Source organism: Stenotrophomonas sp. As-7 (genome assembly GCF_030291015.1).
GTDB lineage: Bacteria > Pseudomonadota > Gammaproteobacteria > Xanthomonadales > Xanthomonadaceae > Stenotrophomonas > Stenotrophomonas lactitubi.
This window is the reverse complement of the sequence record NZ_CP127405.1, coordinates 2,098,723-2,110,929: the sequence shown is the minus strand read 5'-3', so window position 1 is coordinate 2,110,929 and position 12,207 is coordinate 2,098,723. Positions and strand designations below refer to the sequence as shown.

The 12,207-nt window shown below is 68.5% G+C and carries 13 protein-coding genes; all 13 read right to left on the bottom strand.

Annotated elements, in window-relative coordinates:
* Positions 1-228: 228 nt before the first annotated feature.
* Positions 229-960, bottom strand: coding sequence for a copper homeostasis protein CutC (locus tag QP457_RS09875; RefSeq protein WP_205405591.1), 732 nt, complete (start codon positions 958-960; stop codon positions 229-231).
* Positions 957-1,955 carry a N(4)-(beta-N-acetylglucosaminyl)-L-asparaginase gene (locus QP457_RS09870; RefSeq protein WP_205405592.1) on the bottom strand — a complete coding sequence of 333 codons (999 nt, stop codon included), beginning with the start codon at positions 1,953-1,955 and terminating at the stop codon, positions 957-959. Before QP457_RS09870 ends, QP457_RS09875 begins: the two co-directional genes overlap by 4 nt.
* A 52-nt stretch (positions 1,956-2,007) precedes the next feature.
* Positions 2,008-3,030 (bottom strand): glucokinase, encoded by a 1,023-nt coding sequence (locus QP457_RS09865; RefSeq protein ID WP_205405593.1) that lies wholly within the window; start codon positions 3,028-3,030, stop codon positions 2,008-2,010.
* A gap of 85 nt (positions 3,031-3,115) precedes the next feature.
* The gene (locus tag QP457_RS09860; protein WP_025874818.1) at positions 3,116-3,400 is read right to left on the bottom strand and encodes a hypothetical protein; all 285 of its coding nucleotides are present in this window, start codon (positions 3,398-3,400) and stop codon (positions 3,116-3,118) included.
* Positions 3,401-3,448: 48 nt separating this feature from the next.
* Entirely contained in the window at positions 3,449-5,038 is a 1,590-nt protein-coding gene (locus QP457_RS09855) for a calcineurin-like phosphoesterase family protein (protein WP_205405594.1), read from the bottom strand.
* Between the two features lie 65 nt (positions 5,039-5,103).
* Positions 5,104-5,724, bottom strand: a complete 621-nt coding sequence (hisIE, locus tag QP457_RS09850; RefSeq protein WP_205405595.1) for a bifunctional phosphoribosyl-AMP cyclohydrolase/phosphoribosyl-ATP diphosphatase HisIE — start codon at positions 5,722-5,724, stop codon at positions 5,104-5,106.
* A complete protein-coding gene (hisF, locus tag QP457_RS09845) occupies positions 5,714-6,490 on the bottom strand; it encodes an imidazole glycerol phosphate synthase subunit HisF (RefSeq protein ID WP_099818308.1) in 777 nt (258 codons plus the stop codon). The genes hisIE and hisF overlap by 11 nt, the downstream gene beginning before the upstream one ends.
* Positions 6,484-7,218 (bottom strand): 1-(5-phosphoribosyl)-5-[(5-phosphoribosylamino)methylideneamino]imidazole-4-carboxamide isomerase, encoded by a 735-nt coding sequence (gene hisA, locus QP457_RS09840; RefSeq protein WP_205405596.1) that lies wholly within the window; start codon positions 7,216-7,218, stop codon positions 6,484-6,486. Before hisA ends, hisF begins: the two co-directional genes overlap by 7 nt.
* Positions 7,215-7,817 (bottom strand): imidazole glycerol phosphate synthase subunit HisH, encoded by a 603-nt coding sequence (hisH, locus tag QP457_RS09835; protein ID WP_205405597.1) that lies wholly within the window; start codon positions 7,815-7,817, stop codon positions 7,215-7,217. Before hisH ends, hisA begins: the two co-directional genes overlap by 4 nt.
* Positions 7,814-8,887, bottom strand: a complete 1,074-nt coding sequence (gene hisB, locus QP457_RS09830; protein ID WP_205405598.1) for a bifunctional histidinol-phosphatase/imidazoleglycerol-phosphate dehydratase HisB — start codon at positions 8,885-8,887, stop codon at positions 7,814-7,816. Before hisB ends, hisH begins: the two co-directional genes overlap by 4 nt.
* Positions 8,884-9,978: a histidinol-phosphate transaminase gene (gene hisC, locus QP457_RS09825; RefSeq protein WP_205405599.1), complete on the bottom strand. Its 1,095-nt coding sequence runs from the start codon at positions 9,976-9,978 to the stop codon at positions 8,884-8,886. Before hisC ends, hisB begins: the two co-directional genes overlap by 4 nt.
* The gene (hisD, locus tag QP457_RS09820) at positions 9,975-11,270 is read right to left on the bottom strand and encodes a histidinol dehydrogenase (RefSeq protein ID WP_205405600.1); all 1,296 of its coding nucleotides are present in this window, start codon (positions 11,268-11,270) and stop codon (positions 9,975-9,977) included. The genes hisC and hisD overlap by 4 nt, the downstream gene beginning before the upstream one ends.
* Positions 11,267-12,178 carry an ATP phosphoribosyltransferase gene (hisG, locus tag QP457_RS09815; RefSeq protein ID WP_205405601.1) on the bottom strand — a complete coding sequence of 304 codons (912 nt, stop codon included), beginning with the start codon at positions 12,176-12,178 and terminating at the stop codon, positions 11,267-11,269. Before hisG ends, hisD begins: the two co-directional genes overlap by 4 nt.
* Positions 12,179-12,207 lie beyond the last annotated feature (29 nt).

Genomic DNA, 12,207 nt, shown 5'->3' with positions numbered 1-12,207 from the left:
GCTGCAACACGTCGCTATCGGCTCCCGGTGTCGAAAGAATTCAACGGGTTGCGAAACATCGCTGAGAGAACGACGCACGAAGCGATGACACGATTGCGACAAACGCGCGCGGAACGATTTTGTCCGTGATCGGGTTGTGCGTTCGCCGGGCATGCCCGGCGAACGCGGATGCGCCAACCGTGGCGCGGACCCGCTTCGGTAGCGCCGGGCCATGCCCGGCGGATTCGGTCAGCCGTCCAGTGCCTGCCGTAGTGCGGCCACGGTGGCGGTCGCGGTCTGGCTCCAGTCCGGGTCCAGGCCGCGCAGGGCCGGGCTCTGGAACTGCATGGCCGAGCGTCGCTGCCCCTTGGCCGAGGCATGCAGTTCGGTACAGCCGGTCTGCCGCGCCACGGCGGCGATGTTGCCCGGGCCAAGCCCGGCGCCGGCCATGACGCTGATCCGGCCGGCCGCCTGTGCGACCAGCGCGGCCAGTACCTCGGCACCGGTTTCGGCGCTGGCCTGACCGCCGGAGGTCAGTACCCGCTGGCAGCCCAGCCCGATCACCTGTTCCAGCGCCGCCGGCAGATCGCGCGCGGCATCGAACGCACGGTGGAAGGTCACCTGCAGCGGGCCGGCCGCCCGCACCAGTTCCAGGCACAGCGGCCGGTCGATGTCGCCCTGTTCATCCAGCGCACCGATCACCACGCCGTCGCAGCCCAGCGCGCGGCACTGCGCGATATCACGCAGCATCAGCTCGGTTTCCAGCGCGTCGTAGTGGAAATCACCCGGGCGTGGTCGCACCAGCACGAACAACGGAATCTGCAGCCGCTCGCGGGCTATGGCGATGCTGGCAAACGACGGCGTAGTGCCGCCCTCAGCGAGATTGTCGAACAGTTCGATGCGGTCTGCGCCACCGGCCTGCGCGGCCAACGCCGAAGCCACTGAATTGCTGGCGATCTCCAGCGTGCGGCGCACGTTCACGCCTGCGTGCTCGCATAGATCGACGGCGAGTCGCGCAGGTCATCCTGGCGCTGCGCATCGCACACGGCGTAGACGAAGCCGCGATGCAGCGCATACGCACCCACCTCGCCCTGCTTGTTCATTGCCAGGAAACAGACCTGCAGCGTGCGGCTGGCTTCGGGGCGCTTGCGCACCACGCGGTCGATCGCCTCGCGGCAGGCCTGTGCCGGCGAGCGCCCCTGGCGCATCAGCTCGACCACCAGGAACGAGGCCGCGTTGCGGATCATCTCTTCGCCCACACCCGAGGCGGTGGCGGCGCCCACTTCGTTGTCCACGTACAGGCCGGCGCCGATGATCGGGCTGTCGCCCACCCGGCCGTGCAGTTTCCAGGCCATGCCGCTGGTGGTGCAGGCACCGGCCAGATTGCCCTTGGCGTCCAGTGCCAGCATGCCGATGGTGTCGTGGTTGTCGCTGTTGCCGGGTAGACCGCGGCGCTCGGCATTGATCTGCGGCGCGTACTTCTCGGTCTTCAGCCATTCGCGCCACGCCGCTTCGGCCTTCGGGGTCAGCAGGTGCTGGCGCTCGAAGCCCTGCTGCACGGCGAACTGCTGGGCGCCCTCGCCCACCAGCAGCACGTGCGGGCTGTTCTCCATCACTTTGCGGGCCACCGAGACCGGATGCAGGATGTCGACCAGCGCAGCGACCGCGCCACAGCGGCCATCGCCATCCATGATGCTGGCGTCCAGGCTCAGCACGCCGTCGCGGTCCGGGTTGCCGCAATGGCCGACGGTGGGATTGCACAGCTCGCTTTCGGCCCAGCGTGCACCGGCTTCCACCGCATCCAGCGCACTGCCGCCCTGCGCCAGCACCTTCCACGCGGCCTGGTTGGCCGGCACGCCGAAGTCCCAGGTCGATACCACCTTGGCCCCGCCCTGCATGCGCGCCTTCACCACCGGCAACGCTGCCACACCTGCGGCCAGTGCACCGGCCTGCAGGAACTGCCTGCGATCCACCATCTTCGCCTCCGTCTGCATGCTGCGCCCGCCGGCCCGATGCCGGCAGCGCCGATCAATCGTGCGCGGGCGTCCGCGCTGCGTGCCAGGCCGCTGCACCAAGCACGCCCAGCTGGCCATGTTCCACCCGCCACACCGGCACCTGGCGCAGCACGTCGGTCAGCACGCCCTTGTTGAGGAAGCGCTCACGGAAACGGCCGTCGGCCAGGAAGTCCTGCACATGGGTGGAAATGCCACCGGCCAGGTACACAGAGCGCGCGCCCACCGCGATCGCGGCGTCACCGGCCAGGCTGCCCAGCCAGGCGCAGAACACCTGCAGGGTTTCCACCGCCAGCGCATCGTCGCCCAGCCGCGCGGCTGCGATCAGCGCTTCGGTGCTGGTCCATTGCGGCTCTACGCCGCGCAGTTCGCACAGGCAGGGGTACAGGTTCATCAGGCCGCTGCCGGACAGCACGCGTTCGTTGTCCACGTGCGGCCAGCGCTGCAGCAACTGGCCCAGCACGTGCAGTTCCAGCGCGTTGCCGGCGCCCAACGCAGCGTGGCCGATCTCGCTGGCCAGCACCGGGCGCTCGCCATCGGCGAAGCGCAGTGCCGCACCCAGGCCGGTGCCCGGCCCGAGCACCAGCGCCGGGAAGGTTTTGGCCGGATCGGCGTCGCCGTTCAGCGGCACCAGCGTGTCGGCCTGCAGATACGGGATGGCCAGCGCCACCGCTTCGAAATCATTGATCAGCTGCAGGTCGGGCAGGCCCGACTCGCGGCGCGTTGCCGACAGCGATACCGTCCACGGCAGATTGGCGTTGATCAGGGTGTCGCCGTCGAGCAGGCCGGCGATGGCGACCACCGCGCTGGCCATCGGCTGGCCGAGGCTGGCGGTGAAATCGGCGAGGATCGCCGCCAGGCTGGGGTGGTCGGCACAGGCGTAGGTGCGGTAGCTGCCCAGCCGCGGCGCCTGCCCCGGCAGGGTCTCGGCCACAGCCAGGCGGGCGAAGGTACCGCCGACATCGGCGACGACCAGGCTGCGCGGAACGCCGCTGCGGGCGGGTTCGGATGGAACCGGGGACACTGCTGCAACGTTCACGCTGGCCTGCTTGGATCGATTGAATCGTCCCGATTCTCAGGCATCGGACGTCCTTTGCCTAGCGCGGCGATGCCGCCGCCCGGCCTCACATGCCTTCCTGCTCGGCCACCTGCACGCCGTCCACCAGCACCCGCAGGCGCTGCGGGCGGAACCCGGCGAACAGCAGCGGCCGGGTCCGCTCCACCAGCACTTCATGGCCGGCGATGTGGCGCTGCCACGACTGTACCAGCGAGAACGAGAAATGCGTGCCTGGATGCAGCGGGTGCTGCACCCATACCTTCTCACTGGCGCTCTGCAGCATCATCGCGCCGGTGAACCAGTGGCGGCTGAGGGTGACCGGCGTGGTGCCGGCCATGAAGCGGATGTCCATGCTGCGTCCTTTCGTGATGGAAGTGCGTGAGGACAGCCCGGCCCGCGCTCAGGGCTGCGCGGCCTGCAGGTTGTAGCTGGTGCTGGCGGTGAACACCGCACCATCCGGCTGGGTGGAACGCACCTCGACCTTGTGGCTGCCCACGGCCAGATCGGTCGGCAACGCACCACGCCACAGGTGCGGCGAAGCGGTGGCTTCCGGCGAACGGTCGTAGCCGCGCAACGTCGAGGCCAGATCGTCGGCGACGTTCTCCACCATCAGCCGCGGATCAGGCTGGCTGACCTGCTTCATCGGCTGCCAGGCGCCGCCATCGACGCGGTACTCGACCACGCTGGCGTCCTCGCCCATGTAGACGTTGGCATAGATGCCCCACGCCGGGTACGCACCCTTGCGCAGCACCTTCGGCGCATGCAGGCCGATCTGCTCGCTGGCGGCCGCACCGGCCACCCGGTACTGCAGGCGGTAGCTGCCGTTGCCGGCCACGTCCAGCAGCGCATAGCCCTTCGGCGTGCCATCGCTCATGGTGCTGTCCGGTACGCCGGCGGCATTTTTCACGCCCGACCAGAACGCACCGCAGTTGGCACCGACGTTGTACTCATGCAGCGGCCTGGCACCCTGCCAGCCGTCAGCCTTGCCGTGGTAGACGTGCTGCTGGGTGTGGCTGTGGCCGCTGAGCACCAGCACGTTGCGGAAGTCCTTCAGCAGGTCGAACAGGCGCTGGCGGTCGGCATGGCGGAAGGTCTCGCGCCCCGGTGCCGCATCGAACAGCGGAATGTGCATGCCCAGCACCAGCAGGCGGTCCTTGCGCAGGCCGTTCAGATAGGCAGCAAGGAAGGCGAACTGATCCTCGCGCAGGCCACCGACATACTTCGGCTTGGCAGTGGGGTCGTACACCACGTCGTCGAGGAACACGAAGCTGGCGCCGCCCTCTTCCACCGCATAGGTATCGGGGCCATAGATGTTGCGCCAGCTGTCCAGCGAATGCGCGTCACTGGCCGCGTCGAAATCCAGGTCGTGGTTGCCGGGCACGTGGAACCACGGCACGCCGAGCTCGGTGGTGACCTTGTTGATCGCCGGGTACAGGGTCAGGTCGTCGTTGACGATGTCACCCAGCGTGGTGCCCAGGCGCGCCTTGGTCTGGCCCACCAGCGGCGCCACGATCGCCTGCTGGTAGTAGCCGATGTCCTGCAGGCTGGCGGTCTGCGAATCGGTAAACACCAGCATCTGGAAGCCACGACGGCTGTCATGCCGGTCGTTCTGCAGGGCGAAGTCCCAGTTGCGGGCGACGTCACTGGTGGCCGCAATGCCGCCGTACTTCAGCGCAGGCGAACCGTTCGGCCGGTAGTGCCGCCAGAACGATGGCAGGCCGTCGGCGGCTTTCGGGAAGGAATAGGCATCGGGCTTGATGACGAAGACCGTCTGGCCGTCACGCACCGGCAGGCTGTAGCTGCCGTCGGCAGCGGTCTTGACGATGGTTTCGCCATTGGACACCTGCACGCCGGCCAGGCCAGGATCGGTCGCACCGCGGCCCGGCTTGCCGTCACGCTCCAGATAGACCTTGCCGCTGACCACGGTGTCTGCGGCCCAGGCCGGCGAGGTCAGCAACAGGCAGCACAGCCAGGCGGCAGGCAGTTTCATGGGGGCGGTCCGGGCAAAAGAAGACGCCATATTGTAGGTGCGGACCGTTGGTCCGCACACCTTGTTCAACGATGGCGCTTTTCCAGCACGTCGCGAGCATCTTTCAGCGACAGCCCGCGCGCGCGCAGCAGCACCAGCAGGTGGTACAGCAGGTCCGAGGCCTCGCCCAGCAGTGCCTCATCGTCCTGCGCCACCCCGGCCAGCGCCGTCTCCACGCCTTCCTCGCCCACTTTCTGCGCGATGCGGCGGATGCCGCCCTCGAACAGCGACGTCGTATAGCTGCCGGAAGGACGCAGCGCCTCACGTACCGCGACCAACTGGTCCAGGCCGCCAAGGAAGTCCTTCGGCGCGCCATCGAAGCAGCTTTCCGCCCCGGTGTGGCAGGTGGGGCCTGCCGGGCGTGCCAGCACCAGCAGCGTATCGGCATCGCAATCGACGCTGATCGACTGCACCGCCAGCACATTGCCGGACTGCTCGCCCTTGGTCCAGAGACGCTGCTTGCTGCGGCTGAAGAAGGTCATGTGGCCGATCGCCAGCGTCGCTGCCAGCGACTCGGCGCTGACGTAGCCCAGCATCAGCACCTGCAGGGTGTCGATGTCCTGCACCACGGCTGGCAACAGTCCATCACATTTGTTCCAGTCCAGCGTTTCCAGCGCCTGCGGCGACGGCCGCACATCAATAGACATCTCGTACCTCGATCTGCTGCTCGCGCAGGTAGCGCTTCAAGTCGGCAATGGCGATGGCGCCACTGTGGAACACGCTGGCCGCCAGCGCACCGTCAACGTCGGCCTGGTCAAAGGCCTGGGCGAAATGCTCCATCGCACCCGCGCCACCGGAAGCGATGAGTGGCACCTGGCACAGTGCACGTGCCTGCCGCAGCTGCTCCACGTCATAGCCGCGGCGCACACCATCGCTGTCCATGCAGTTCAGCACGATCTCGCCGGCACCCCGGCGCTGCGCCTCGACGATCCAGTCCAACGTGCGCAACGGCACCGCTTGGGTCTTGTCCGGATCGCCGCTGAAACGGCGCACGCGCCACTGGCCGTCGGCCTCGCGTACGGAGTCGACACCCACCACCACGCACTGCACACCGAATTCCTCAGCCAGTTCGCTGATCAGTTCCGGGCGGCCCAGCGCGGGTGAGTTGATCGAGATCTTGTCCGCACCAGCGAACAGCACGCGGCGCGCCGTCTCCACGCTGTCGATGCCACCGGCCACGCAGAACGGTATATCGATCAGGCGCGCGATGCGTTCGATCCAGGCCACGTCCACCGAGCGTGCCTCCGGGCTGGCGCCGATGTCATAGAACACCAGCTCGTCGGCGCCCTGGTCGCGATAGCGCTGGGCCAGTTCGGCGATGTCCCCCATGTCGACGTGATCGCGGAAGCGCACGCCTTTGACCACGCGGCCATCGCGTACGTCCAGGCAGGGAATGATGCGGCGGCTCAGCATGCCAGCGCCTCCGCCAGGTCCATCCGCTGTTCCAGCAGCGCTTTGCCTAGAATCGCACCGCCGCAGCCGGCGGCCTGCGCCGCAGCCACATCGGCCACATCGCGGATACCGCCCGACGCCTGTACCGCCACGCCCGGCAGCAACGCCACCAGGTGCTGGTACAGGCTGATGTTGGGGCCGGCCAGCATGCCGTCGCGGGCAATGTCGGTGCACAGCAGATGGCGCATGCCCGCCTGCGCGTAGCGTTCGGCCAGCGCATCCAGGGTCACCCCCGCGTTTTCGGTCCAGCCGTGCACCGGCAACTGCCACTGCCCCTGCGCGTCCTGGCGTGCATCGAGGGCGATGGTCAGCCGTTCCGGGCCGAACTCGGCCAGCCAGCCAATTACCTGCTCCGGCTCGCGCACCGCCAATGACCCGATCACCACGCGGCTGGCGCCGGCATCGAGGATGCGCGCCACGTCGTCGCGACCGCGCACGCCGCCACCGGTCTGTACCTGCAGCGGCGTCTGCGCACGGATCGCGGCCAACAGCGGCGCCAACGTATAGCCACCGGCACGTGCGGCATCCAGGTCGACCAGATGCATCCACTGCGCGCCCTGCGCCGCGAACGCCTGCGCACGCGGCAACGGATCATCGCCATAGTGGGTTTCCTGCGCGTAGTCGCCCTGGCGCAGCCGCACCACGCGGCCATCACGGATATCCAGCGCGGGATAGACGGTGAAACTCATGCAGCGGTGCCCTCAAGGAAATTGCGCAGCATCAGCGAACCGGTGTCGCCGGACCGCTCGGGATGGAACTGGGCGCCGAAGTAGCGACCCTGCTCGACCACGGCAGTGAACAGTCCACCGTGGTCGCAGGCGGCAACGGTATGGCTGTTCAGCGGCGCGGCGTAGCTGTGCACGAAGTACGCACTGGCGCGCTCTGGCACCCCCTGCAGCAGCAGCGACGGACGCAACGGCAGCAGCCGGTTCCAGCCCATGTGCGGCACGCGGATGCCACAGGCCGGCACCAGCTTGCGCACCACCCCGGGGATCAATCCAAGCGTATCCACGCCGGTCTCTTCGGAGCGATCGAACAACAGCTGCATGCCCAGGCAGATACCCATCAGCGGCACCTGCAGCTGGCGCAGCGGCTCGACCAGTCCTTGCGCATGCAGGCGCTGCATGCCGGGGCCGGCCGCACCCACGCCGGGCAGGATCACCCGTTGCGCGCCGGCCAGGCCAGCGGGGTCGCGGACCAGGCGCACCGTGGCACCGAGCCGTTCCAGTGCGTAGCGCACCGAACCCAGATTGGCGCCGCCGGCATCGATCAGCACGACCTCGCTCACAGCGCCCCCTTGGTGGTCGGCAATGCGGTGCCCTGCCGCGCAAGCGCAGGCCGCAACGCACGCGCCAATGCCTTGAAGCAGGCTTCGACCTTGTGGTGGTCGTTGTCGCCGCGCACCTGCAGGTTGAGGTTCAGGCCGCTGGCATCGCACAGCGAACGGAAGAAGTGCGGGACCAGCTCGGTCGGCATGTCGCCCACACGCTCGCGCTTGAACTCACCTTCGAACACGAAATACGGGCGGCCACTGAAATCCAGCGCAGCGCTGGCCAGGGTTTCATCCATCGGCAGGGTGAAACCGTAACGGCCGATGCCGCGCTTGTCCCCCAGTGCTTCGCGCAGGGCCTGGCCCAGCGCCAGGCCGGTGTCTTCGATGGTGTGGTGTTCGTCGATGTGCAGATCGCCCTCGGCGCGGATGTCCAGGGCGAAGCCACCGTGCTTGCCGATCTGTTCCAGCATGTGGTCGAAGAAAGGCAGGCCGGTGTGGATGCGCGCATCGCCGGCACGATCCAGATCCAGCTCGACACGGATCTTCGTTTCCTTGGTATTGCGCTGGACCACCGCCGTACGCGGCGCATCGGCGAGGGCGTGGGCGATGCCAGGCCAGTCCCACTCGCCGCCGAACTGTTCGGTGCGCAGCTGGAAGCCACGGATGTTGAGGTTGTCGGCGAACTGCAGGTCGGTGATGCGGTCGCCGACCATGCCCGAGCGCGCCCAGTCGATGCTGCGGTCCTGGAGGTAGGCGGTCATCAGGCCGATGCCCGGCTTGCGCGTCGGCGCGTTGTCTTGCGGCCAGCTGCAGTCGACCAGCACATCACGGAAAACGATGCCCTGGCTTTCGAAGATCTGCAGCATCAGGTCGTTCGGGCCATCGAAGCTGGCGCGCGGATAGCCTTCGCTGCCCAGGCCGTCCTGGTTGGTGACGATCACGAACTGGTAGCCGGCATCGCGCAGCTTCAGCAGCGCCGGGATCACCTGCGGCACAAAGCGCAGCTTCTCGTAGGCATCGATCTGGAAATCCGCCGGTTCCTCGATCAGGGTACCGTCGCGGTCGATGAACAGGATGGGCGTCATGCCGCAGCCCTCCGTGCCGACAGGGCCGCAAGCACGCGGTCGTTCTCCTCGGGGCTGCCGATGCTGATGCGCAGCGCATCGCCCAGCTGCGGCGCAGCGCGCTGGTCGCGCACCACCACGCCAGCGGCGAGCAGCGCGTCGAACGCAGCCTGCGCATCGGCGAAGCGGACCAGCAGGTAGTTGCCGGCCGATGCGTACACCCGAAGGACGCCCGGCAGGCCAACCAGCGCGGTGCCCAGGCGCTCGCGCTCAGCGATGACCGTGGCCACGCGTTCGGCGGTGCGTGCCAGCGCGACCGGCTGCAGTGCCTGCACGGCCAGTTCGGCGCATGGCGTCGGCACCGGGTATGGCGCTTGGCAGCGACGCAGCACCGCAATCAGTTCCGGCGCGGCGATCAGGGTGCCGATGCGCGCCGCAGCCAGTGCGTGCGCCTTCGACAATGTGCGCAGCACCGCCAGGTTGGCGTGCGTGGCCAGCAGCGTGGCCGCCGATGCGCGCTGCGCGTACTCGACATAGGCCTCATCCACCACCACCAGCGCCTGCCCACGCAGGGCAACGGCCACGCGCTCGATCTCCGACAGCGCGATATCGCTGCCGGCAGGATTGGACGGCGCGCACAGGAAAACGAGCGTGGCGCCCTGCCCCTTCGCAGCGGCAATCACCGCATCCAGGTCCGCGCGCAGGCCCTCTTCATCATCGATCAGCGGGACTTCAATCAACGGCGCACCCTGCAGGCGTGCGCAGACCGCGTACATGCCGAACACCGGCGGCGTCACCAGCACGCCATCGCGGGCGGGCACGCACAGGGCGCGCACCAGCAGATCGATCGCCTCGTCGCTGCCGCGGCCTACCAGCAGTTGTTGCGGCTGCACGCCGTACAGCGATGCCAGTGCTTCACGCAGCGCAGCCGGTTGCGGCTCCGGGTAGCGGCGGCTGCCACCGGTGGCGTCGGCCGGATTGGCCCACGCCGATTCATTCGCGTTCAACCACACCTCACCCTGCACAGCGCTGCTGCGCGCCGAACTGTAGCCGGCGAAGGCCTGCAGATCCGAGCGCACCAAGGCCAGCACGCCGTCGATGTCCGCGCTCATGCGGCCACCTCCATGCGCAGCGCCACCGCACGTTCGTGCGCGTCCAGCCCTTCGGCGCTGGCGATGATGCGCGCGCAGCCGCCGATCGCCGCCAACCCGGCGGCGCTGGCGCTCTGCACACTGATCAGGTTCTGGAAGCTGGCCACGCTGACACCACTGTAGGCACGCGCGGCACCGGCGGTCGGCAGCACGTGGTTGGTGCCGCTGCAGTAGTCGCCCAGTGCTTCCGGCGTGTAGTCGCCGAGGAACACCGAACCGGCCGCCTGCACCTGGCCCAGCCAATCGCGCGGTTCACGCAGGGCCAGGATCAGGTGTTCGGGCGCGTAGCGGTTGCTGATCGCAAACGCATCCGCCAGTGATTCCACCTGGATCAACTGCGACGCCGACAGCGCCTGGCGGGCGATGTCCTGCCGGGGCAACAGGGCCACCTGGCGTTCCACTTCGGCCTCGACGGCAGCCAGCATCGCTGCGTCATCGGTCAGCAGCAGCACCTGCGAATCCGGGCCGTGCTCTGCCTGCGACAGCAGATCGGCGGCGACGAAGGCCGGATTGGCGCCCGCATCGGCGATCACCAGCACTTCCGACGGACCGGCCGGCATGTCGATGGCGGCGACACCGTCTTGGGCAACCTGCTGTTTGGCCTCGGTGACGAAACTGTTGCCTGGCCCGAACAGTTTGTCGCTCGCCGGGATGCTCCCGGTGCCATAGGCCATCGCCGCGATCGCCTGCGCACCGCCCAGCTTGAACACGCGTTGCACGCCGGTCAGGCGCGCAGCCACCAGCACCGCAGGGTCGGCCGTTCCGTCGGCACGCGGCGGCGTGCACAGCACTACCTGCGGGCAACCGGCCAACTGCGCCGGCACGCCCAGCATCAGCGCGGTGGACGGCAACGGCGCACTGCCGGCCGGCACATACAGGCCAACCCGGCCGATCGGCCGCAGCATGCGCTCGCAGACCACACCCGGCGCGGTTTCCACTGCATAGCCCTGGCCCATCCCCGCCTTGTGGAAGCGGGTGATGCGCTCGGCCGCCTCGACCATGGCCTGGCGCAGCGCGGCCGGCACGGTGGCTTCGGCGGCAGCGAACTCGCTGTCGGAAACTTCGAAATCCTGCAGGTCCACGCCATCGAAGCGCGCAGTGATCGCGCGCAACGCGGCATCGCCCTGCGTGCGCACCTGCGCGATCAGCGTGGCCACCGCATCACGGGTCTGCTGCGCCACGGTCTGCACCGGGCGGGTCAGCGCCGCGCTGCGCGCGGCCTCATCAAGTTGCGACCAGATAAGACGATTCATGCCAGCGACCGCTCCACGCTCAATACCATCAGGCCCTGGGCGCCGGCGCGCTCCAGTTCTTCCATGCGCTGCCAGGTCAACGGACCCGGGCACATGGTCTGCAGGCGCAACGCACCGCCATCGGCAGGCAAACGCACCAACGGTTCGGCATCGGCCAGCAGCTGCGCCAGCGCGTCGACGCGATCCTCGCTGGCGCGGAACATCAGCAGCTTGCGATCCTGCCGCTGCACCACACCGTCCAGGCGACGCAGCAGCATGCTGCGCAGGGCGCCGCGGGCATCATCGGGAACGCGCACCGCACCGGCCAGCACGGCTTCGCTGTCGAGCAGGTTGTGCACCGGGGTGAGCTGGTTGGCACGCAGGGTGGCGCCGCTGGAGACCAGGTCACAGATCAGATCGGCGGTGCCCAGGCGCGGCGCGATCTCCACCGAGCCGGACAGCTCCACCACCTGCGCATCCACGCCCTGCGCGACCAGCCACTGCGTGAGGATGGCCGGGTAGCTGGTGGCGATGCGGGTACCGGCCAGTTGTGCGGGCCCCTGCCATTGCCACTCTTCCGGCACCGCCAGCATCAACCGGCATTGACCGAAGCCCAGCCCACGCAGCGCGTGGTAGCTATCCGGCAGGCCGATCTGGCGACGTGCAGCGGCCTGCTCGTCCAGTTCGTTGCGGCCGACGATGCCGAGGTCGCAGACGCCATCGGCAATCAGGCCGGGGATGTCGTCGTCGCGCACCAGCAACAGGTCCACCGGCAGCGATTCGCCATAGCAGAACAGCTTGTCGCGGCTCTCGCGCCAGCTCAGGCCACAGGCGCTGAGCAGGTTGCGGGCGGGCTCGGCCAGCCGGCCACTCTTCTGGATGGCGATACGCAGCCGGTCTCGCGCCGGCGCTGCCTGGGTTGCACTCATGGGGGAGGTCTCGAAGTTCGGAACGGGGC

Excerpts from the sequence above, each read along its gene's own strand:
- QP457_RS09870 (WP_205405592.1), bottom strand. The coding sequence starts at position 1,955 with ATGGTGGATCGCAGGCAGTTCCTGCAGGCCGGTGCACTGGCCGCAGGT.
- QP457_RS09860 (WP_025874818.1), bottom strand. The coding sequence starts at position 3,400 with ATGGACATCCGCTTCATGGCCGGCACCACGCCGGTCACCCTCAGCCGC.
- hisG (WP_205405601.1), bottom strand. The coding sequence starts at position 12,178 with ATGAGTGCAACCCAGGCAGCGCCGGCGCGAGACCGGCTGCGTATCGCC.
- hisF (WP_099818308.1), bottom strand. The coding sequence starts at position 6,490 with ATGCTGAGCCGCCGCATCATTCCCTGCCTGGACGTACGCGATGGCCGC.
- hisIE (WP_205405595.1), bottom strand. The coding sequence starts at position 5,724 with ATGTCTATTGATGTGCGGCCGTCGCCGCAGGCGCTGGAAACGCTGGAC.
- QP457_RS09855 (WP_205405594.1), bottom strand. The coding sequence starts at position 5,038 with ATGAAACTGCCTGCCGCCTGGCTGTGCTGCCTGTTGCTGACCTCGCCG.
- hisC (WP_205405599.1), bottom strand. The coding sequence starts at position 9,978 with ATGAGCGCGGACATCGACGGCGTGCTGGCCTTGGTGCGCTCGGATCTG.
- hisA (WP_205405596.1), bottom strand. The coding sequence starts at position 7,218 with ATGAGTTTCACCGTCTATCCCGCGCTGGATATCCGTGATGGCCGCGTG.
- hisD (WP_205405600.1), bottom strand. The coding sequence starts at position 11,270 with ATGAATCGTCTTATCTGGTCGCAACTTGATGAGGCCGCGCGCAGCGCG.
- hisB (WP_205405598.1), bottom strand. The coding sequence starts at position 8,887 with ATGACGCCCATCCTGTTCATCGACCGCGACGGTACCCTGATCGAGGAA.